This is a genomic window from Pedobacter sp. AC464, assembly GCF_979253075.1.
Window position 1 is genome coordinate 686,024 of record NZ_CEEDBV010000001.1, and the last position, 22,272, is coordinate 708,295.

The 22,272-nt window shown below is 38.8% G+C and carries 20 protein-coding genes and 1 tRNA gene; 16 read left to right on the forward strand and 5 right to left on the reverse strand.

Going from position 1 to position 22,272, the window contains the following annotated elements; all coding sequences use genetic code 11:
• Positions 1-8 precede the first annotated feature (8 nt).
• From AC0IWT_RS02935 to tatA, 4 genes are all read left to right on the forward strand, one after another.
• The gene (locus AC0IWT_RS02935) at positions 9-1,196 is read left to right on the forward strand and encodes a cystathionine gamma-synthase (protein WP_471797201.1); all 1,188 of its coding nucleotides are present in this window, start codon (positions 9-11) and stop codon (positions 1,194-1,196) included.
• A gap of 73 nt (positions 1,197-1,269) precedes the next feature.
• Positions 1,270-2,121, forward strand: a complete 852-nt coding sequence (locus AC0IWT_RS02940) for a TIGR02757 family protein (protein ID WP_471795913.1) — start codon at positions 1,270-1,272, stop codon at positions 2,119-2,121.
• A gap of 101 nt (positions 2,122-2,222) precedes the next feature.
• Positions 2,223-2,843 (forward strand): Crp/Fnr family transcriptional regulator, encoded by a 621-nt coding sequence (locus AC0IWT_RS02945; RefSeq protein ID WP_471795914.1) that lies wholly within the window; start codon positions 2,223-2,225, stop codon positions 2,841-2,843.
• Between the two features lie 180 nt (positions 2,844-3,023).
• Complete coding sequence (gene tatA / locus AC0IWT_RS02950; protein WP_056872155.1) at positions 3,024-3,215, forward strand: twin-arginine translocase TatA/TatE family subunit; 192 nt, start codon at positions 3,024-3,026, stop codon at positions 3,213-3,215.
• Positions 3,216-3,296: 81 nt separating this feature from the next.
• Here the strand turns inward: tatA and AC0IWT_RS02955 are convergent, their stop codons facing one another.
• Together AC0IWT_RS02955 and AC0IWT_RS02960 are read right to left on the reverse strand one after the other, a co-directional pair.
• A complete protein-coding gene (locus AC0IWT_RS02955; protein ID WP_471795915.1) occupies positions 3,297-3,860 on the reverse strand; it encodes a hypothetical protein in 564 nt (187 codons plus the stop codon).
• A 234-nt stretch (positions 3,861-4,094) separates the two neighbouring features.
• Complete coding sequence (locus AC0IWT_RS02960) at positions 4,095-5,189, reverse strand: AI-2E family transporter (protein ID WP_471795916.1); 1,095 nt, start codon at positions 5,187-5,189, stop codon at positions 4,095-4,097.
• A 423-nt stretch (positions 5,190-5,612) separates the two neighbouring features.
• Between AC0IWT_RS02960 and AC0IWT_RS02965 the strand changes: the two genes are divergently transcribed.
• The 6 genes from AC0IWT_RS02965 (at position 5,613) to AC0IWT_RS02990 (ending at position 15,879) form a co-directional block, all read left to right on the forward strand.
• Positions 5,613-8,993, forward strand: coding sequence for a PAS domain S-box protein (locus AC0IWT_RS02965; RefSeq protein ID WP_471795917.1), 3,381 nt, complete (start codon positions 5,613-5,615; stop codon positions 8,991-8,993).
• Between the two features lie 3 nt (positions 8,994-8,996).
• Positions 8,997-9,404 (forward strand): response regulator, encoded by a 408-nt coding sequence (locus AC0IWT_RS02970; RefSeq protein ID WP_056872159.1) that lies wholly within the window; start codon positions 8,997-8,999, stop codon positions 9,402-9,404.
• Positions 9,405-9,426: 22 nt separating this feature from the next.
• The gene (locus AC0IWT_RS02975; RefSeq protein ID WP_471795918.1) at positions 9,427-9,822 is read left to right on the forward strand and encodes a LytR/AlgR family response regulator transcription factor; all 396 of its coding nucleotides are present in this window, start codon (positions 9,427-9,429) and stop codon (positions 9,820-9,822) included.
• Positions 9,823-10,176: 354 nt separating this feature from the next.
• Complete coding sequence (locus AC0IWT_RS02980; protein WP_471795919.1) at positions 10,177-11,259, forward strand: efflux RND transporter periplasmic adaptor subunit; 1,083 nt, start codon at positions 10,177-10,179, stop codon at positions 11,257-11,259.
• Positions 11,260-11,282: 23 nt separating this feature from the next.
• On the forward strand, positions 11,283-14,453 hold the full coding sequence (locus tag AC0IWT_RS02985) for an efflux RND transporter permease subunit (protein ID WP_056872162.1): 3,171 nt from the start codon (positions 11,283-11,285) through the stop codon (positions 14,451-14,453).
• A complete protein-coding gene (locus AC0IWT_RS02990) occupies positions 14,446-15,879 on the forward strand; it encodes a TolC family protein (protein ID WP_471795920.1) in 1,434 nt (477 codons plus the stop codon). Before AC0IWT_RS02985 ends, AC0IWT_RS02990 begins: the two co-directional genes overlap by 8 nt.
• A gap of 202 nt (positions 15,880-16,081) precedes the next feature.
• On the opposite strand, the gene AC0IWT_RS02995 is transcribed toward AC0IWT_RS02990, so the two are convergent.
• Complete coding sequence (locus AC0IWT_RS02995) at positions 16,082-16,306, reverse strand: hypothetical protein (protein WP_082491654.1); 225 nt, start codon at positions 16,304-16,306, stop codon at positions 16,082-16,084.
• A 219-nt stretch (positions 16,307-16,525) separates the two neighbouring features.
• Here AC0IWT_RS02995 and msrA point away from each other — a divergent pair, with 219 nt between their 5' ends.
• The 5 genes from msrA (at position 16,526) to AC0IWT_RS03020 (ending at position 19,130) form a co-directional block, all read left to right on the forward strand.
• Positions 16,526-17,014: a peptide-methionine (S)-S-oxide reductase MsrA gene (gene msrA / locus AC0IWT_RS03000; protein ID WP_471795921.1), complete on the forward strand. Its 489-nt coding sequence runs from the start codon at positions 16,526-16,528 to the stop codon at positions 17,012-17,014.
• 95 nt (positions 17,015-17,109) lie between these two features.
• Entirely contained in the window at positions 17,110-17,268 is a 159-nt protein-coding gene (locus tag AC0IWT_RS03005; protein WP_471795922.1) for a hypothetical protein, read from the forward strand.
• Between the two features lie 442 nt (positions 17,269-17,710).
• Positions 17,711-17,977, forward strand: coding sequence for a hypothetical protein (locus AC0IWT_RS03010; RefSeq protein ID WP_471795923.1), 267 nt, complete (start codon positions 17,711-17,713; stop codon positions 17,975-17,977).
• 122 nt (positions 17,978-18,099) lie between these two features.
• Positions 18,100-18,187 (forward strand) — tRNA-Ser (locus AC0IWT_RS03015).
• 118 nt (positions 18,188-18,305) lie between these two features.
• Positions 18,306-19,130 (forward strand): ion transporter, encoded by an 825-nt coding sequence (locus AC0IWT_RS03020; RefSeq protein WP_471795924.1) that lies wholly within the window; start codon positions 18,306-18,308, stop codon positions 19,128-19,130.
• Positions 19,131-19,135: 5 nt separating this feature from the next.
• On the opposite strand, the gene AC0IWT_RS03025 is transcribed toward AC0IWT_RS03020, so the two are convergent.
• The gene (locus tag AC0IWT_RS03025; protein WP_056872167.1) at positions 19,136-19,336 is read right to left on the reverse strand and encodes a hypothetical protein; all 201 of its coding nucleotides are present in this window, start codon (positions 19,334-19,336) and stop codon (positions 19,136-19,138) included.
• 175 nt (positions 19,337-19,511) lie between these two features.
• Here AC0IWT_RS03025 and AC0IWT_RS03030 point away from each other — a divergent pair, with 175 nt between their 5' ends.
• Positions 19,512-19,682: a hypothetical protein gene (locus tag AC0IWT_RS03030; protein WP_471795925.1), complete on the forward strand. Its 171-nt coding sequence runs from the start codon at positions 19,512-19,514 to the stop codon at positions 19,680-19,682.
• A gap of 20 nt (positions 19,683-19,702) precedes the next feature.
• On the opposite strand, the gene AC0IWT_RS03035 is transcribed toward AC0IWT_RS03030, so the two are convergent.
• Positions 19,703-22,270 carry a M1 family metallopeptidase gene (locus tag AC0IWT_RS03035; protein WP_471795926.1) on the reverse strand — a complete coding sequence of 856 codons (2,568 nt, stop codon included), beginning with the start codon at positions 22,268-22,270 and terminating at the stop codon, positions 19,703-19,705.
• Positions 22,271-22,272: the final 2 nt, after the last annotated feature.

Sequence of the window (22,272 nt, forward strand, 5' to 3'; positions counted from 1 at the left end):
TGACGTAAATATCTGCCTGTAACGCATCTCTAAGTTCACATCAAAATACAACGAAAATGAAATTCGCAACAAAAGCTATACACGCCGGTCAGGAGCCTGACCCAACAACAGGTGCCGTGATGACGCCTATATACCAGACGTCTACGTACTGGCAAAAATCGCCGGGCGACAATAAAGGTTATGAGTATTCCCGCGGAACAAATCCAACCCGTAAAGCCCTGGAGGATTGCCTGGCGGCTTTGGAAAACGCAAAATACGGTTTGGCTTTTTCCAGTGGAATGGGCGCTACCGATGCCGTACTGAAGCTTTTGCAACCTGGAGATGAAGTTATTACCGGAAATGATTTATACGGTGGTTCTTATCGCATCTTCACAAAAATCTTTACCAAATACGGCATTAAGTTTCATTTTTTGGATTTGTCTAATCCAGAGAATATGCGGCCATACCTCAATGAAAAAACTAAATTGGTGTGGATTGAGACGCCAACAAATCCAACCATGCAAATTATTGATATTGAGGGCGTTGCGAAGATTACTAAAGAAAAGAACCTGATTTTAACGGTTGATAATACTTTTGCTTCGCCTTATTTGCAAAACCCGATTGATTTGGGTGCAGATATCGTAATGCATTCGGTAACGAAATATATTGGCGGGCATTCTGATGTTGTAATGGGCGCATTAATTACAAATGACGAGGCACTTTACAAAGACCTTTGGTTTGTGTACAATGCCTGCGGTGCAACTCCAGGTCCGCAAGATGCATTTTTGGTTTTGAGAGGAATTAAAACGTTGCACTTACGCATGAAAGCACATTGCGAAAACGGCGAAAAGATTGCTCACTATTTAAAAAATCACCCTAAAGTAGATAAAATTTACTGGCCTGGATTTGAAGATCATCCTAATTTTGAAGTCGCGAAAAGACAAATGAGGGGTTTTGGTGGGATGATTTCGATAACCCTGAAAGATGCAGATTTACAAGAAACTTTCAGGATTGCATCTAACTTCTCGGTTTTCACTTTGGCGGAATCACTGGGTGGGGTAGAATCGTTAATCAATCACCCGGCAACGATGACGCATGGTTCTATACCCAAGGAAGAACGTGAAAAAGTTGGCGTTACAGATAACCTGCTTCGCTTAAGCGTTGGTGTGGAAGATATCGACGACTTGCTCGAAGACCTGGAAAACGCATTGAAATAGGATTGCCCAAACTTTAAGAATCCGATAGTTAAGTGGTTTTTGCATTGAACTATCGGATTTTGTTTATTATAAGATGGATTATTTAGACCTCAAAAATTTTCTTGATGGTAAAGTTGAGCAATACAACAAGCCCGATTTTATTGAAAATGATCCAATATGTATTCCCCATTTGTTCCATAAAAAACAAGATGTGGAGATAGCAGGTTTTTTCGCCGCTGTGTTAGCCTGGGGCCAGCGCAAAACCATAATCAATAAGTGTAAAGAATTGTTAACCCGTATGGATAATGCGCCATATGATTTCGTTCTGAATCATCAGGATAATGATTTAAAGCAGCTGTTGGGTTTCAAGCACCGAACTTTTAATGATACTGATTTACTCTATTTCATTTTTTTTTTTCAATCACATTACCTTAAGTTCCAAAGTTTGGAAAGTGCCTTTATTCCGACTGCCACAGAATTTTTGCCTGCTTATTTAGAGTCAGCTTCGTCAAGTTCTGAACCATTCCAGGCATCAGCACCATGCCTTTCATCTAATCTGACTTTTAGCATTGAAAAATCTTTGAACCATTTTAGAAGTTATTTTTTTTCTCTCGAAGACTTTCCGTACCGTACCAGAAAACACATCTCTTCCCCGCAACAGAAATCAACCTGTAAAAGATTGAATATGTTTTTAAGGTGGATGGTTCGCAAGGATGAAAACGGTGTCGACTTCGGCATATGGAATACTTTGAAGCCGGCAGATTTAATTTGCCCTTGCGATGTTCACGTAGACCGGGTTGGCAGATTGTTAAACCTGATTCATCGCAAACAAACCGACTGGCAAACTGCGTTGGAACTAACCCAGAATCTTAGAACGTTCGATAACGTTGACCCTGTAAAATACGATTTTGCACTTTTTGGTTTGGGTGTGGAAAAAAAGATGTAAGTGCAAAAATTTTTCACCAAAAATAACTTCGTCTTTAAAATTCATCTTCTTATAATTGCGTTTTAAAGCACTAAGGGCTTTAATTTATCCCTAACAATTATATGATTGCAGTTAATTTACCTGAAGAGGACCGGTGGAAAAAATACAACGGTTCTTCTCCGCTAATTTCGGTATTTAAACAATTTCACAATCTGAACGATGAGATTGAAGCGTACCTGAATCAAAATACCTTTCCGCTAAATTTTAAAAAGAATAAATTTATCATCACACCGGTTGAGCATAATGAAAGTCTTTTTTTGATTGTAAAAGGTATCGTAAGGGGCTATGTACAAGACGGTAAAACTGAGATTACAACATGGATTGCGGGTGAAGGTGAAATTGTTGGTACAATACATTACGTTCGGTCAAGCCAAGATTTTCAGGAGTACTTGCAGGCGCTTGAAGATGTAGAATTAATTTGTTTACCACGAGCAGTTTCAGATTATCTTTATGAGCATTATCCTGAGGCAAATATTGTCGGCCGGAAAATGATGGAACAGTATTATCGTGCCGCTGAGGAAAGCGCTTATTTATGCCGAATTTCGTCTGCCGAAAAGCGATACCGCAGATTTTTATCTTCTTTTCCCGATCTTATTAATCGGGTTTCCCTAAAGTACGTAGCTTCTTTTTTAGCAATCAGGCTGGAAACGTTGAGTAGAATCAGAGCAAAAATTCAGGCCTAGCAATTGAAATTTTAGGTTTTTGCTATTCGGGGCTTTATATCTAAGAAAAACACCTTATTGCTGAGATTGCAATTGCAGCGCAACCCCTCATTAAAAGTACTGTGAAAAAAACCAATGGTTCGTAAAGTTCGTATGTAATGTTGATTTGCAAATGCAAAATCAAACTTAAACCTGAATCATATGACAACTACTATCGCAGCCTTATTGGGCGGTCCTGAAATGATTATCCTTGCATTAGCAATATTACTTTTATTTGGTGGAAAGAAAATTCCAGAACTAATGAAAGGCCTGGGTAAAGGCATCAAAGAATTTAAAGATGGCCAGGATGGTGCTGAAGTGCCAGTTCCGGTAAAAGAACCTGTTAAACCTTAATGTGTTAAGGCACATTAGTTAATATTTATAAAATTTTAGGGGCCGCATGCTATTGTTGAAATAGTATGCGGCCTCAACTATTTACATAGCGGCCGAAGCCAGGGCAATGCTGTACTGAAGTTTTTGATATGCCTTGCTGCTTGGAACTATTTTCTGTGCAAGTTGCGTCCATTTTGTTCCATTATTCCTGTAAATAAATATTGTGGCCGGAAATGTCGTTACATTATTATTTTTATCTACCAGGATGCCTTTTTTATTATCCTGTTGAAGAAAAGCATAAATAGAAAATGTTTTTTCTCCGAACGAATGGTTTATTATACCAAGAGCCAGGGTTTTATTAATCGATGCTTTCTCTTTAGCATTCTTCCCTTTAAATTTTTCATTCCATTTCGGCAGTGATTTTGGTACGCAAATAATTTTCGCATAGGTAGATTGTCCGTCGCGGTATATGAACATCGGTAAGTTTGTTATATGCCTGTCTGTATTGTCCGACTGTAAATCTCCGAGCCACGATAGCTTAATATCTTCCGGCTTTTCGAATAAGTCGATTGCAACTGGTACAGGATTTTTCTTAAAAGCGAGCTTATTTACAGAGGATGGTAAGCTTAAACAAAGAAAGCTTAAGGCCAGCAGTAATTTGGTCATTATTGGTTAGTTTAACGGGATTTAATGCAATTTAAGCCAATAAAGAGAACTTTCTGTTTTGGTGAGAAAAAATGACATTTCGCCCAATATTCCGTATTATTTATTAGCAACTACATTGGCTAAAGACTACCTTATCGTTATTTTTGTAAGATATTTCCTTTTCTTTCTGAACGAATTCTGTCCTTTATCTATTTTAAAGTCTAGAAATGTATGCTGATCGCTATAAAAAGCCGTTTACTTTTCTGCAGCTACACTTCTTCTTCGTCGCATTCGCTTTAATTGGCCCATGTGTTCGGTGGGTATCGTATCGCCTAGGAGTTTACCCCATGGTTTTAAGCCTTCAATTCTATCAAAAATAATTTTTAGCACTGCGATAAAAGGAATGGAGAGAAACATGCCTGGCACGCCCCATAATGCAGCGCCCAATAGTACTATTACAATAGAAATCAGCGCATTTATTTGAACTTTAGAAGAGACAATTCTTGGAACAAGTATGTTATTATCAATAAATTGAATTAATGCATAAGATGCAATAATCAACAACTGAGTTGTAAACCCGTCCGACGTAAGCGTTGCCATTAATACCGGTAACGCAATCGCGATGATACCGCCGATGTATGGTAACAGATTGAGTATCGCACCAATTACACCTATCAAAATTGCATTAGGAACGCCTAAAATTAACAATGCACTAGAATTCATTACTGCCACAATACCGGTTTCTATAAGCAAACCAATAATGTAGCTCTGGATGGCTGCCTTAGTTTCTGAGAGGATCTCACCAACTTTTTTCTGATTTTCTTCAGAAAAAACTTCATACAGAAAGTTCAGTATCAAAGTTTTGTATAGCATTATCAAAAAAGTGTAAACGGGAATCAGAAAAATTACGCTCAAAATACCAAGCGCACCGCTTAGTGTTTGGCCAACCAATGCTTTACTGTTATTCGCAGCTTCTTTCACCATCTGCACCTGCTTTTGCGTTGCAATACCAAAAGTTCTTTCCAGCCATGTTTGGATAATAACCAGCAATTCTGAAAATTTTTGCTTCATTGCTTCGACGTTATCAAAGAAATGGGCAATTTGTGATGAAAGAAAGTAGGCTAGCCCGGCAATAAACAGGAGCGCAATCAGCATCGCTAATACAATGGCTACAATTTTTGGTACGAACCGTTCAATTCTAACTGTTAAAGGGTTTAAAAGTATGGCTATCAGCGTAGCAAACGCTAAAGGTACAAGCACATCTCGCAGGGTGCTCAAAATAAAAACAGTTATTACAAGGCCAAGTAGAATTACCGGCGCCTTTATATAAAATGGATAGTTTTTAATCATATTTTCAGAATCGTAACACTGCTAACAAAAACAGCTTGATAATGTTCTGATTGTATAAAATAAAAGTTTACAATAAGCGTTATACAACCATGAGTTCAACACACTCCCCACAGTTAGCACTTTTGCGCCCGGTTCATAATTAAATGAATAGAATGAACATTTTTTTAAGCAAAAAATGAACAGGGGATTTGCCCAACCTGTTACTATTCCAATGCTTTCATTATCAGTACAATTTCCTAAAAGTTCCGAAGATTTCCGTTAGCGCTGGCTAATTTCCTTTCAAGCTTTCCTGTATAAAGTTTTACAGGTATATGTAATTAATTTGTAATACTGTTGAAATATAAATATTTTTCAAACTTTATATCAAACGGTTTTGATTTTTCTAAAGCTGAAAGTTAAAGGCGTGACTAAAATTCTAATAAAATGTTAAAGGATATCTTTCGGGAATTGTTTCGCAAATCGCTAACGGCTGCAATGCTGATAGAGGTGGCAAGCGATTATTTTGGGGTGTTAGAGGTGACAGATTCCTACTTACAGTTAATGGGATTAAACAATCGGCTAATTTCTTCTGATTCTACACCTAACACTCTTGCTCATTTAATAGCTGATGAGAAAAGCTATAATTTAATTCTAGATCAGCTAAGGGAAGCAAAACATTCCAAACAAGTTTCAAGTTTTTCCTTTTTTCACGAAAATCAAGGCCGTGAATTTACTTGTATAGTCGAGCCTTATCATGCTGCCGGGCAGGATTTCTCCTTTATCGTGGTCTCCTTTTCATTAGTTACTGTTCAAAATAGTCAGTCATTGGTAGAGAAAACTGAGTTACCGGAGGATGAATTGATTAACAAGCGGTTTAATCACCTGATTCAAGATGGTTTAGACATGATTGCTATCCTTGATGATGCAGGAAACTACAAATATGTGGGCAATACATCACTTTCGGTCTTAGGCTTCGAGCCAGAATATTTCATTGGTCGAAATGCATTTGAATTTATCCACCCGGATGATGCAGAACAAGCAGTAATAGCGTTATCCAGCATCGCCGGGAAAAGCAGGGTTTTTCTACAGCCTTTTCGTTTCTTGCATCGTGATGGAAGCTGGCGATGGATAGAAACGATTTTAACTGACCTGCGTAAAGAGCCAACTGTAAATGGAATTGTTGCTAATTCAAGAGATGTTACCGATCAGATAGATGCCCGAAATAATGTTTTGCTCACAAACGAACGACTTCGTTACGTAACAAAGGCAAGTTCTGAGGCAATATGGGACTGGGACATAGCAACGGGCTCATTATCATGGGGTGAAGGTTTTACCAAATTTGGTTACCAGGCCGATGAGATGGAAGCTACAATCCAATCCTGGTATGCCAAAATACATCCCGACGATCTGGATAGAGTATTGCAAAGCATCCACCTCGTAATAGATAATAACGAAACAAATTGGTTTGATGAGTACCGTTTGCTAAATGCAGATGGGAGTTACTCCTTCGTAGCCGATAAGGGTTTTGTGATTTTTGATAAGAATGGTGTAGCGTTGCGCATGGTAGGTGCTATGCAAGATGTTACCAAGACTAAAAAAGAGGAACAGCACCTGAAATTGCTCGAATCGGTGGTCTTAAATACAACGGATTCGGTTGCAATTATGGAAGTTGATCCGGAAAAATTTCCAATAAGTGAAATTGTTTATGTGAACGAAGCCTTCTGTAAAATGTCTGGCTACAGCTATGATGAAATTATCGGAAACTCGCCCAGAATGCTGGAAGGCTCCCGAACAGACCAGGAAGAGCTAAAGGGATTAATCCAGAAATTATTGATGGGTTTACCTGGCGAGGCAACATTGATAAATTATAGAAAGAATGGAGAAGAATTCTGGTTAAATTTATCAGTAACACCTATAGCTGATGATAAAGGGCAATTCAATCGCTGGATATCCATTCAGCGAGATGTTACGCAATTAAAAGTTGAAGCAGTAAGACAAAGCCTGCTATCCGGAATAAGTGTATTATTTAACGACCCGGCTGATTTGAAGAAAACGACTGCTTCGGTTCTCGATGAAATTAGTAAATGTGGTAATTTTTGTACAGCCGAACTTTGGCTGCCCGATGCTAATGAAATTCAGCTTAAACTATTTGCAAGGAGCGAGGTGGATGAAAGGATGGAACGTTTTTACGAGGAAACTGCAGATTTAATGGTTTGTAAAAGGGGAGAGGGACTTGCAGGCCGCGTTTGGCACGAAATGAAGGCCGAAGATACATCCATATCGGGTATTAAAGTTGAAGGCAAACGTATTCCTGCTGCAATAAATGCCGGGATAAAACATGTTTACGGCCTGCCACTTATTTATAATGGCAAGCTCGTAGGAGTTTTAGTCCTCGCTGTAAGGGCCAGCCATAAATTGGAAGGTATGGCTATACTTTCCGATAACTTTTCTGAATTTTTAGCAGGTGAGATTAAGCGGAAACTTTTAGAACAGGAACTTGGTGAGGTATTTGAGTTCGCACCCGATATTTTAGCAACGCTCGATTATGACGGTTACTTTAAAAGGATAAATCCGGCTGCGGCAGATTTGTTGGGCTATTCGGAAGCTGAATTGCTGAAAAAGCCCGCTCAGTACTTTGTTCATCCTGCCGATAGATTTGCCACGATAAGAATGATAAAGAAGCTTAGCAGAGGCGATAAAGCAATGAGTTTCGAGAATCGTTATCTAACAAAATCAGGTCAGGTGAAGTGGCTCTCGTGGACAGCAAATGCGGTTTCAGTCGACGGATTAATATTCGCGGTTGCAAAAGACATCACAGAAAAAAAAATGCTTGCAGATTTGTTGCATAAAACCAATAGTCTGGCAAGGATAGGAAGCTGGGAAATAAATGTAGTTGATGGAACGGTCTTTTGGTCTGATGTAACTAAAGAAATAAGGGAAGCCGAGCTGGATTTTCAACCTGATTTAGACACAGGAATTCATTATTTTAGAGATGGTAAAGATAAAGATACCATAAAGGCAAAGGTGCAGGCATGCATGATGCACGGAACACCCTGGGATGAAGAACTTGAAATTGAAACTTTTAAAGGCAACTTTAAATGGATTAGAACAATAGGGCAAGCCGAAATGGTAGATGGAAAATGTTTCAGGATTTTTGGAAGTTTCCAGGATATCGATGCAAGAAAACGTGCAGAATTGTTGAACAGTGAGATTTTGGCAGAGGTTGCAGAATCAGAGAAACGATATAGCGAACTTTTCCATTTTAGTCCGCTGCCGATGTGGGTTTACGATTTAAATACTTTATACTTTCTGGATGTAAACCTCGCTGCCATAAGGCATTATGGATACAGCAGAGAAGAATTTCTCTCAATGACAATCCGTGATATCCGGCCTGAAGCTGAAATTCCGGCGCTGGAGCAGGCTTTGGAACAGATAAGAAGTGGACAATTGCTTTACAACAGAACGGTATACAGTCATCAAACCAAAGATGGCAACATTATCAAAATCGATATTCGAAGTACGCCAATGCTTTTTAAAGGAAGAGATGCAAAACTTATCGTTGCATCAGACATTACCAAAGAATTGTTGTATATAGATGCGATTGAAGAAAAGAACACCCGGTTAGAAGAAATTGCGTGGATACAGTCGCACACGGTTAGGGCACCATTAGCAAGAATTATGGCCCTTGTAGATATGCTGGGCAATGAAGCAAAGCAAAACGTAATTACAAAGGAAGACATACAAAAACACATTCAAACTTCTGCTGCAGAACTCGATAGTATTATACGGGAGATTACAGCAATGTCTGACAAAACAAATTTATAAGGAATGAGTGAGAGAGAAATTTTAGTTATTGATGATGACCCGATCATATTGATGATTCATCAGGCGGTTTTAGAATCGGCCCTGCCAGATTCTACCTGCAAATATTTTGAAGATGCCGGCGATGCACTCCTCTACATGGAAGAGCAAAAAGAACAGTGTAAAAAATTTCTGCTTCTGCTGGATATTAATATGCCAATGATAAGCGGCTGGGATTTGGTTGAAGAAGTAAGTGCCAGCGTTTTTAAGGAAAATGTTTCGGTGGTAATGGTTACTTCCTCTATAAACGAACGTGATAAACAAAAGGCAAATACCTACGATAATATTTACGATTTTATTAGCAAACCTTTGAAGGAAGAGCACCTTGAAAAGTTGAAACAAATAAAAGAAATTACCGATTTTATTGCGCAGTAAAAAATTTTAATCTCAAAATAAAATGAAACCATCTGAAAAAACAGCCTATAGTTGCGTAATTCTCGACGACGACCCATTAAGTGTTTTCCTGCTTGAAAGTTATTTAACTAATGTTGATAAGCTAGCTTTAAAGGGCACTTTTACCGATCCGGTGGCTGCAATGGCGGCATTTCAAAATTTTGAGCTAATCGATTTCCTGTTTCTTGATATTGGGATGGAGGTATCTGGACTAGATTTAGCAAGGATGCTGAAAAAAAAGGCCAGGTATATTATTTTTGTAACCGGGCATGAAGAGTACGCTGTGAAAGCCTTCGAAAATGGTGATGCATACCTGATAAAACCTGTTGACTTCGATACTGTGCTAAAAACGATTAATAACCTGATTAGTAAAAACCTGACCAGGAACCGTTTAAAATAACAAGACATGTTTATCAAAATTATTATTATTGATTAAGCGTCGTCGTTTGCGCTTAATCGTATGTCTTTAAACCTACCTCATCTGCATTAAAACATTGTTCCCAAATCTGCGACAATTTCTTCAAAAATTTACTTTTAAAAACACTTTTTACGCTAAACCTAAGTGTAAAATTTACACCTGAATTTTAACTTCATTATAACTTCATAATTCTATAGTTATTTCGTATCAGAATTAATCAACGGATAGCCCTAGTTTATTGAAGTCTCTCGTCTGCACTTGCAGTATCGTCTTTTGTAGATTAACTATCTGAAGGTTAATAAGAAAAATAAATCAGATAAAACTATCAGTAAAAAGATGAAGAGAAATGTCATGTTCCTTGGCCTGTGTGCTTTACTCTACGTAACAGGTTGTACCGAGAAAAAAGAAGAAAAAGAAGAAGTAGCAACATATGCGGTAACTTCGCCCGTAAAAATTGATACCTCTTTTACGAAAGAGTATGTTTCGCAAATTAAATCTGTGCGAAATATCGAAATCCGTGCCCTTGAAAAGGGTTACCTCCAAAACATTTATGTAGATGAAGGGCAGCATGTGCATGCGGGGCAGGTTCTGTTTAGAATTATGCCTAAAATGCTTCAGGCTGAACTTTTGAAGGCACAGGCAGAAACTAAAGCTGCAGAAATTGAGCTTGAGAATACAAAATTACTGACCGATAAGAATGTTGTTTCTAAAAATGAACTTGCAATGGCAAAGGCAAAACTGCAGGGCGCTAATGCAGAAACAGCGATGGCCAAGATGCATTTGGCATTCACAGAAATAAAGGCGCCTTTTGATGGCACCATCGATCGCATTCCTTTGAAATTGGGAAGTATGGTAGATGAAGGCGCTCTGTTAACCAGTCTCTCCGATAACAGTCAGGTTTTCGCTTATTTCAATGTTTCGGAACCAGAATACTTAAGTTACCAATCGGCTGCAAAGGCCAAAGGACAGCAGGAGGTAGGTTTGTTACTTGCAAATAATGAGATGCTAAAATCGAAAGGTAAAGTAGAAGTTATTGAAAGTGAATTCAACAATGAAACGGGAAATATAGCCTTCCGTGCCAGGTTTAACAATTCGGATAACTTGCTTAGAAATGGCGAAACCGGGAAAATTCAGATGGTTGTGCCTTTAAACAATGCAATTGTTATTCCACAGAAAGCAACATACGATATCCAGGATAAAACATATGTTTTTGTTGTAGATAGCAAAAATAAAGTTCATTCAAGAGCAATTACTGTTGCCAGCGAATTACCTGATTTGTATGTTATAAGCGATGGTTTAACACTTGGCGATAAAATATTGCTCGAAGGTGTACAGAAGGTTAAGGATGATGACAAAATCGCCTATAAATTCCAGAATCCCCAAGAAGTTATCAAACAGTTAAGATTGAAAACCGAATAATCTTAAACCCTCATACTTAATTTATGTTTAGCAAATTCATACAAAGGCCCGTCCTTTCTATAGTTATATCGCTTGTAATCGTGTTTCTTGGTGTGCTGGCAATTAGCTATCTGCCAGTTACGCAGTTTCCCTCTATTTCGCCACCTAAGGTTAATATTACTGCAGAATATCCTGGAGCGAACAACGAATTATTAATAAAATCAGTTGTCATTCCGTTGGAGCGGGCCTTAAATGGTGTTCCCGGTATGAAATATATTGCATCCGATGCAGGTAATGATGGCGAAGCGTCTATTCAGGTAGTGTTCAATCTGGGTACCGATCCTAACCAGGCATCATTAAACGTTCAAAATCGTGTGGCTGCGGTAACGAATAAACTTCCTCCATTGGTTGTTCGGGAAGGGGTTAAAATTACCCGGGAAGAATCTAACATGTTGATGTACATTAACTTGTATAGTAAAGACCCGAAAATGAACCAAAACTTCCTATACAATTTTGCAGATATTAATTTACTTGCAGAGCTAAAAAGGATTGATGGTGTAGGTTTCGCCGATATTCTTGGTGACCGGGATTATGCAATGCGTATCTGGCTAAAACCCGACCGCATGCAGGCCTATAAAATTTCTGTTGATGAAGTGATGAAAGCGCTTGATGAACAGAGTTTAGAAGCATCGCCCGGTAAAACAGGTGAGAGTTCTGGAAAAAGATCGCAGGCTTTTGAATATGTTTTAAAATATTCTGGCCGATTTAACACCAAAGAAGGTTATGAGAATATTGTTTTAAGGGCAAATGCCAATGGCGAAATGCTGCGCTTAAAAGATGTTGCCGATGTAGATTTCAGTGCTTCTGCTTACAACCTATATTCAACATTAAACGGAAAGGCTTCGGCGGCAATTGTGTTAAAACAATCGTACGGAAGTAATGCAAGCCAGGTAATTAAAGATGTTAAGGCCAAAATGGCTGAGATTAAGGCAAGTTCGTTTCCTAAAGGATTGGATTATGAAGTAAGCTACGACGTTTCGAAATTTCTGGACGCATCGATAGAAAAGGTTATCCACACACTTGTGGAAGCATTTATTCTGGTAGGCTTAGTTGTATTTCTTTTCCTTGGCGACTGGCGTTCTACCGTTATTCCGGCTATTGCGGTTCCGGTTTCCCTTATCGGAACATTTGTATTTATGTCGTTTTTTGGAATCACGCTGAATTTAATAACCTTGTTTGCACTTGTGCTTGCAATTGGCGTTGTTGTGGATGACGCGATTGTTGTTATTGAAGCTGTACACGCAAAAATGGAAAACGATCCAAAATTGTCTGTACTCCGGGCAACACAGGAAGCAATGAAGGAAATAAGTGGTGCCATAATCGCCATTACCTTCCTTATGGCATCGGTTTTCATTCCGGTAACATTCATGTCCGGGCCGGTTGGTATATTTTATCGCCAATTCTCCATTACCATGGCAACCGCGATTATCCTTTCAGGTATTGTCGCCTTAACCCTTACGCCGGCTTTATGTGCCATCATGTTGAAAAATAATCATGGTCACGCTAAAAAGAAAACCATTGTAGATAGATTTTTAGATGGGTTTAACCGCGGTTTCGCGAAACTATCGGGCAAATATGAACTGGTTTTAACAAAGGTTGTTAGCAGGAGATTAGTAACCTTCGGGGTTTTAATCTTATTCTGCCTGGGTATTTGGGGCTTGAGTGGCAGCGTACCGTCAGGCTTTATTCCGAACGAAGATCAAGGTATGGTTTATGCAATTATTCAAACCCCGCCCGGATCTACTTTGGAACGTACTGACCAGGTTGCAGAGCGGTTACAAAAAATGTGTGAAGGCATTGATGGCGTGAAATCGGTATCTTCTCTCGCCGGTTATGAAATCCTGACAGAAGGTACGGGCTCAAACTCGGGAACCTGTTTGATAAACCTTAAAGACTGGGATGAACGTAAAGGTTCTGCTCAAGACATCATTAAGGAACTCGAAGAAAAATCTAAATCGATTCCGGGTGCAACAATCGAATTTTTCCAGCCACCAGCAGTTCCGGGTTATGGTGCGGCAGGAGGTTTTGAACTTCGTTTGCTGGATAAGGCGGGTAGTGGCGATTATAAAAAGATGGAAACAGTTGCTAACGATTTTGTTCGCGAACTTAATAAACGCAAAGAGCTATCCTCTGTGTTTACATTTTATAGTGCCAGTTTTCCACAGTATATGCTAAATATTGATAATGATATAGCACAGCAAAAAGGAATTACCATTGATAACGCAATGAACACGCTTTCTACATTTGTTGGCAGTAATTATGAAACCAGTTTCATCAAGTACGATCGCCAGTATAAAGTTATGGTGCAGGCTTTGCCACAATACAGAGCTTTACCCGAAGACATTTTAAAATTATCGGTTAAAAATGATAAGGATGAGATGGTTCCGTTTTCAGCTTTTATGAAAATGCAACGGGTTTATGGCCTTTCAGAAATCACAAGACATAACATGTATAATGCTTCCGAAATTAGCGGTCAGTCTGCACAGGGTTATAGTTCCGGAGAAGCCATTGCCGCTATAACTGAAGTTGCCAAAAAGACTTTACCAAGAGGTTTCGGTATCGATTGGGCGGGTATTTCTAAAGATGAGGTATCGAGAGGTAATGAGGCAATATACATCTTTTTAATCTGTCTTGGCTTCGTTTACCTGGTGCTGGCGGCACAATACGAGAGTTTTATATTACCGCTTTCTGTAATTTTATCGCTTCCCGTTGGGATTTTTGGTGCCTTCCTTTTCCTCAAAATTCTAGGTCTGGAAAACAACATTTATGCGCAGGTAGCCATGGTAATGCTGATTGGTTTGCTGGGTAAAAATGCCGTGTTGATTGTTGAGTTTGCCACACAAAGGCAGGCACAGGGTGCCACGGTTCTAAAAGCAGCCATGGAAGGTGCAGGTGTTAGGTTTAGGCCAATTTTAATGACTTCGTTTGCCTTTATTGCCGGTTTAATTCCACTGATGATTGCCAGCGGCCCTGGTAAAATAGGAAACAGAACGATTGGTTCTGCCGCGGCTGGTGGTATGCTTTTCGGAACCATTTTCGGTGTCGTTATCATCCCAGGATTATACTACGTATTTGGAACAATTGCAGCAAAACATAAGCTGATTAAAATTGAAGAAGAACATCCATTAACTGAAGAAATAGAAGATAATGTTTAAAAGAAATATTTATAAGTGCGTTGGCCTGTTAATTATTTGCGCTACGTACTCGGCATGTAAAGTTCCTGATTTTGCACAACGCGATGAGCAAAAAAACCTGCCAATGGGTTTCAACAACTCATCTGACAGTACAAATACTGGCAAAATACAGTGGAAACAGTTCTTTACCGACCCAAATCTGGTTAGTTTAATCGATACTGCATTGAAAAATAATCAGGAATTAAATATTACCCTGCAAGAGATTGAAATCGCTAAGAATGAAATCAAAGCCAGAAAGGGCGAGCTTTTACCAACTGTGGGCTACAGGGTTGGTGCCGGATTAGAGAAAGTTGGCCGCTACACTAGTTCTGGCGCTGGTGATGCATCTACCGACATTACGCCTGGGAAGGAAGTGCCCGATGTGCTGCCTGATTATGCTTTCGGTTTGCAGGCAAACTGGGAAGCTGATATTTGGCACAAACTACGCAATTCAAAAAAGGCTGCGGTAAATCGCTACCTTTCTACCATAGAAGGCAAAAACTTCGTAATTACCAACCTGGTTGCAGAAGTGGCCAATGGCTACTATGAGTTGCTGGCTTACGATAACCAGCTGGCTATCGTAAAACAAAACATCGCCTTACAAACCAATGCATTAGAGTTGATGAAAATTCAAAAGCAGGCAACACGGGTAACTGAACTGGCGGTAAGGAAATTTGAGGCGGAGGTGTTAAATTCAAAGAGTTTGGAGTTTGATATTGAACAGAACATTACAGAAAGTGAAAATAAGATTAACTTTCTGCTGGGTCGCTATCCTCAGCCAATCGTTCGGGATAAAACAAGTTTTACGGATTTGGTTCCCCCAACAGTGCAGGCAGGTTTACCTTCGCAGTTATTGGCAAACCGCCCGGATATAAAACAGGCAGAATTCGATTTAGCAGCAGCGAAATTAGATGTAAAGGTTGCTAAAGCCCAATTTTATCCTTCATTGGGCATTTCTGCCACAATTGGTTACCAGGCCTTTAATCCTTCGTACCTGTTGAGAACGCCCGAATCTTTAGCTTATTCGTTAGCAGGGGATTTGGCTGGGCCGTTGATTAATCGTAATGCCATTAAAGCTGAATATTTAACAGCCAATGCAAAGCAACTTCAGGCCGTGTTCAATTATGAAAAAACGGTGCTAAATGGCTATATCGAGGTCGCTAATCAACTTTCGAACATCACTAATCTTCAAAAAAGTTACGATTTGAAATCGAAACAAGTCCTTGCTTTAACACAGTCAATCGATATCTCAAATGATTTGTTTAAATCCGCAAGAGCAGATTACTTCGAAGTTTTAATGACTCAGAGAGACGCGTTGCAATCAAAACTGGAATTAATAGAAACTAAAAAGCAACAACTCAATGCTGTTGTAAACATCTACCATGCACTTGGCGGTGGCTGGAACTAATAAAAACGTTTATTATTCAGCAAAGGATGGCTCTTTCAAGCCATCCTTTGTTATTTAATGGTAGAACTAAAATCGAAATGCTTAAAACGCAAGTTTGTTAGCTCGCAATTTCCGGCCTCGGTTGCTAAGGCAGCAAACTGTATTAGCTTGAAGAGTTACAAACCAATATTTTTAGATCAGCTTAACGCTAATCACTTTCTTTTTAAAGCGGCGGACTATAAAATACCTCAAGAACGGTACAGTTAAAACCAAGCTTTTTAAATAGGGATATGATTACCTCATTAACGTTTTCCTGCGAATCTATGCGCAAAATCTTATCGCAGTCGTATAGGTCCAGGTTCCAGTTCACGTTTGGAAAGTTAAGCATTGGCTTTAGCTTGTGCAGTTCAACTTCAGATTGCACATTGGTTTTAAATACAGAAATCATAAGCTTTGGTTTTACTTCAGGAAAGCTTCTTTCATGAAGATTTACCTACGTAGACGAATCAAAAGAGAAAATACTTTAAAATTTAAAATTTATTTAAAAAAAACAAATGAGGAAATAATATGTAGAGTAAAATGTACCCGGAAGGCCATGTATTAAATTACAATTATGTTGCCTTTGCCGATTATAATCCATGTAACTTTAAGATTTAAAAGAAAACATATGAATACAGAAAAAGCGATACTTGCGGGCGGTTGTTTTTGGGGCGTAGAGGAATTGTTCAGACAACAGCCAGGCGTAGTTTCAACAGTTGTTGGATACACCGGTGGCGATGTGCCCAATGCAACTTACAGAAGTCATGGCACGCACGCGGAAGGAATAGAGATTATCTTTGACCCAGCGACATTATCCTTTCGGAAATTGCTGGAATATTTCTTTCAAATTCACAACCCAACCACAAAAAACAGGCAAGGTAATGACGTTGGCATGTCTTATCGCTCTGCTATTTTCTATTTAAATGATGAGCAGCGGGATGTTGCAAACGCCTTGATTTCAGAGATGGATGCGTCTGGGAAATGGCCTGGAAAAATTATTACTGAGGTTGTTCCGGCTGGCGATTTCTGGAATGCGGAAGAAGAGCATCAGGATTACCTGCAGAAAAACCCTTACGGCTATACCTGCCATTATGAGCGCCCCGAATGGACCTTGTAAACTTATGAAACTACATTAAACTTTTCGCACCAATAACTGTCAAAAACATACACACAGCGAAAGACTGAAGTTATTGTTTACTAAACGGTTAGGTTATGAAAAGAATAGTAAATCTATTACTCTTATTAGTTATGGTAATTAATTTGAGTGCATGCGTAGTTAGAACCAGAGCACCAAGAGCGCATTGGGTTCCCGGACATTATAATGTTGGGCCACATGGCGGGCGTTACTGGGTTCCGGCACATCGCTACTAATCCGCGAAGCAAAATAGCAACACAGTGATGTTGCTATTTTGCTTTACCAGCCATTAGTTCTGAACAGACAAATTTAATTTGCAATTATCGAAGCAATCAAATACATTTGGATACAGAAAAGCGTAATAGAGGGTAGCATCGTCTATCGTATTAACCGACTTTTTTCTTAACCTTTTTTATAATGAGTTAGGAGAAACTATAAGCGAACCTAATACAGTTCTTTATTCGTTAATCTTATTCAATTTTGTGGATTGCCACAGCTTAAAAGTGATGCCTTGGCTGACCTTTTGTTAAACAACCCACGCCATTTTAGCCCATTGCAAAAGCAACGGGCTTTTTTTTTGAATAATTGATTTTTGTCAATTCATTTTTAACAACAATTCAGTTTTTGAGTGGGTTTGTAGCGCATCTAGCCGTATTTTTATGGCTATAATGCTCAATCATGGACGAAGTAATCGAAAATCAAAAAATCAAATCGTTTTTTAAAAAAATTGAACTGGAATGGCCCGGCAAAATCGACAGAATAAGCTTTAAAACACAGGATCTGGTCTTTATTCATTTGCAGGATGAGATTTCTCCTGCCGAATTTGCTGAAAGCTTAATGCCTAAAGTAAATTTGTTTGTAGATTTCTGCGGCCCTTTAAAAATTTGCTTTTTAAATATCGATGGAGAAGGCAGCAGTAGCCTGGTATTTAATCGGGTTGCTTAATAACGGAAGCAAAATTGATTAAAGCCATTTAATTTCTCTGGTTATCTTTCAGTTAGCTCAAAATAGTTTCGAAACTAAGATTTTAATTTGCTATTGCAGTCTGAGTTCGTATTTTTGCCGATGGAAAGCTGGCAGAGTGGTCGAATGCGGCAGTCTTGAAAACTGTTGACTGTCATAGGTCCGGGGGTTCGAATCCCTCGCTTTCCGCCAAAGGGAAAAAATTCAAACGAGTTTTTTCCCTTTTTTCTTTTAGAATTTTCCAGAGCTTAATAGCCAATAAACACAAACGCTAATTTAATTTGTTGTCTGTCAAAACTGATGTTTAAAAATGGATGCATCGAAAATAGACCAGCAACGATTTCGGTTGCATGAAATTATTTATGAATCGAACACAAAAGCAGGTAAAGCTTTTGACGTAACCTTGTTGTTCGCGATTTTTGCGAGCATTATGGTGGTTATGCTGGATAGCGTGGTAAGCATACACAAACATCATGGCAACCTTTTTAATATTTTAGAATGGGTTTTCACGGCGCTTTTTACAGTTGAGTATTTTCTGCGTTTAATCAGCATTAAAAAGCCATGGCAGTATGTTTTCAGTTTCCTGGGTTTGATTGATTTAATCTCGCTGATTCCTTCTTATCTGAGTATTTTTATCCCCGGAGCGCAGGCGCTACTGGTGTTTAGGGCGCTTCGTTTACTGCGGGTTTTCAGGATTTTTAAGTTGGGTACCTTTCTTACCGAAATTAATTTTTTAACGACAGCATTAAAAGGCAGCGTTCGAAAAATAAGCATCTTTCTGTTAACAGTACTAACGCTTACTGTAATTTTAGGCTCGATTATGTATTTGGTTGAAAAGCGGGAAAACGGCTTTTCAAATATCCCCGAAAGCATTTACTGGGCAATTGTTACCATTACAACTGTTGGTTACGGCGACATTTCTCCGGTTACGCCTATTGGAAAGTTTGTAGCGTCAGTGGTGATGCTGATTGGTTACGCAATTATTGCCGTACCCACCGGAATTATAACACATGATATTGCATTGGCCGCCAAACAGAAAAAGGAACTTCCCGAATCATGCCCTTCCTGCGGTAGGGAAGGACATGAAAATGATGCGTTGTTTTGTAAGTTTTGCGGTTCGTCGCTATACAGATAACGTGTTTAAGATTTCTTCCGGGCTTTTTTTACATCCGAATTTTCTCCGAGAAGTAATGTTGCCATCAGCTCGAATTTTTCCGGATTTTGGTTGTATTCTTCTTCTATCGTTTGCCATTTCTGAAGTTCAACCTTCGCATTTTCAACTTCAACTTTTAAAAGCTCTATTTTATTTTGCAATAACTTGCTAATGTTTTGATTTGCCATGTTGCAAAATTAATAGCTTCCAACTGCATTAATTATAGTAAGTAGTTATAAAAAATGTAAGTAGCTGTTTTACAGTATTAAAAAAAACAGGATTTAGCTGCTTGCCAGTGTAACAAAATTTTATCAAACAAAATTTAAAATAGCTTGTCTTTTTTATGTACGAAAACTAATAACCATGATAAATACATTCGACTTTTCTAGTTATTTAAAAGGAACAAAACTTGCTGCCGATAATGTAAAAATGCAGGTGATACAGGAAAATCAGGCTGATTTAAAAGAACAGCGGGAACGATTGTTAAAAGGTCTTTTAGACCATTTGAATAATGAAACCGATTCAATTGAATAACATTGCTTTGTTCCGCACAGCTAATTCTTCAACAACTTCTTTGCCTTAAATAAATTGTCTGTAGACTGCAGAATTTTATCTTTAAGCTTTGGGTTATAACCCGGGTGAGTTTTTAGAAAGTCTGTAACAACCTGTTCAGCTTCTGCCGACTGATAACTGCCAAATGTTGCAGATAACCAGGATTGCGGAAAGAAAATATCACCGGTTTTCTGGATTTCTTCTAATAGTTTAAGGCTTTCTGGCAAATATTTTATTGAGGTATTTTGTCTCAGCGGATGGTGCAAATAAGAAAGCGCAGTAGTTACAAACGACTCTTTTGCCCTGTTTTTTCTTTCTTTTAAACTGAAGAAAAAACTATCTCTTACGGCCTCCACCGAAGAAAGGGCTGGTATCAAAAACATTAGCCTGGCTTTTCTGTCGGTGTTCGTAATTCTTTGCAATTGCTGGTTTAGAACGTTTTTGGCTGTGTCAGCTTTTAATGCAATCGATAAAGCCAAACCCGTGTAATCTTCATCAATCAATTTTACACCCACAGGTGCTGTTTGCGTTTCCCAAATGTTATAGATTTTTTTAGCTGCTGAAGCGCTTAAATAAATATTCTGATAAGTATTAAATAAAATCTTTTTGTTATTGGGGGCAGTCTGATGTTCCATTGCCTGCCAAATCGCGTCTTCCAAGGTTTCGCTCAGCGCAAGGCGATCACTCGTCCGGGTAAAGTTCCAATATAAATTTGTTAAATAACCAGTTAAAAGGCGCAAATTCATTTCATTTTCCTCCTTCAATAAACCGATTGTTAAAAATCTTAAAAGTCTCTTGGGATCTAACGATTTGCCTGCCAGCGTGTTCTCGTACGCATTTATATAAACTGATGCACGCTCCAAAGGACTTTTAAGTTCATCGAAGTTTTCCAACATCATCATTTCCTCCGGGAATATTCCGTAACCCATTCCATTGGCATTAAAGAGTACAAATGATGGCTTCGCTAAACCTTTTGCTTCAATTAATTCAATAGATGCATTTTTTATATTAACAGAAATCGTTTTACTGTAGGTGGGGTAGAAAAGTTTAACACTAAATAGCTGAGGCCAGATTCTTGCGTTTCCGCTCTCGGGCTTTTGAGAAATCGTGAAACTACTTATTTTATTATCCTGATAATTTATGTTGTAGTTAAAAACCGGCCGACCGGGCAAATTCACCCAGACTTTATTCCATTCTTCTAAATTAGTTTTACTGTATTTGTTCAGGATAGCAATAAGTTCTGTCCAGTCGGCATTGTTGTAGCTGTATTTTTTTAAATATTCTCTGATGCCTTTCTGGAAATTTTCTTTGCCCATAATCTGCTCCAGTTGTCGCATCATAATCGGTGCTTTGTGGTAGATGATGTTGCCGTACATAGAACCTGCATCCTGCAAATTATCCAACTCTTGCCTAATCGGATTTGCACCGGCAGTTCTATCGATACCATAAGCAGCAGGGTAGTGGTCTTGAAGGAATTTTAAATCGAAGGTATTTTTACCCATCAGGTTTTCGGTAACTTTATCGGCCATAAAATTTGCAAACACCTCTTTCATCCAAACATCATTAAACCACCTCATGGTAACCAAATCGCCAAACCACATGTGTGCAGTTTCATGCGAAATCAGGTTTGAGCGTGAAATAAACTGATCGCGGGTTGCGCCCTCATCTAAAAACAGTGCTGATGATTTATATTGAACTTCCCCAGGATGTTCCATTCCCCCGAACTGAAAGTCGGGTATGGCTGCAAAGCCAATTTTTTTAAATGGAAAGGGTATGTTTGTCCAGTTTTCTAAGAATTGGATTGCGTCTTTGTGCGCAATAAAAACTGAATCTACACTGAGCCTGATCTTTTTGTCGTCAGTTTCTCTGTGAAAGAATTCCATAGACCGGTTACCAAATACCTTTTTTAAAGAACTAAATTTTCCGGCAGCAAATGAAAAAAGATAAGTTGGAAGTAAATCTGATTTATCGAAACTGTAAATATTACCCAAACTGGTAGAAATTGAGTCTTTTTTATTGCCGTTTGCAAGCACTTTCCAATCTTTTGGCACCGTCAAACTTAATAAAAACCGTGCTTTCAGGTCGGGCTGATCAAAACATGGAAAAACAGTTCGGGCATGGTCTGGAACAAATAAAGCGTATAAGTAATCAGAATTTCTATTTAGCGATTCATTGCCTGCGATGAACTGAACGGCAATATTGTTTGATGATTTTCGAAGGTGTTCTTTATCAATTATCAGATGCTCCTGTTCCAGTCTAATTTCACTCGGTTTACCGTTAACGGATACACTTTTGATGTGCGTTACGTCCTGCTTAAAATCCAGCTGTAGCAACGGGGGCAAATCCTCCAAATTAAAAGTGATTTCTTCATTGGCCAAAATATCAGCGCTTTTGTCGGCAGGGATGTTGAAATGAATTTTGTATTGAAGATCGCTAATCATCGCTTTGCGATATTTTGCCAGTGATAAGGAAACCCCAGTTGTAACTGGCGGATTTGGTAGTTTTTGAGCGGATAAACCTGAACTTAGCAGCACCAGGGCGAAAAGGAAACAGATAAAAAATTTCGACATAA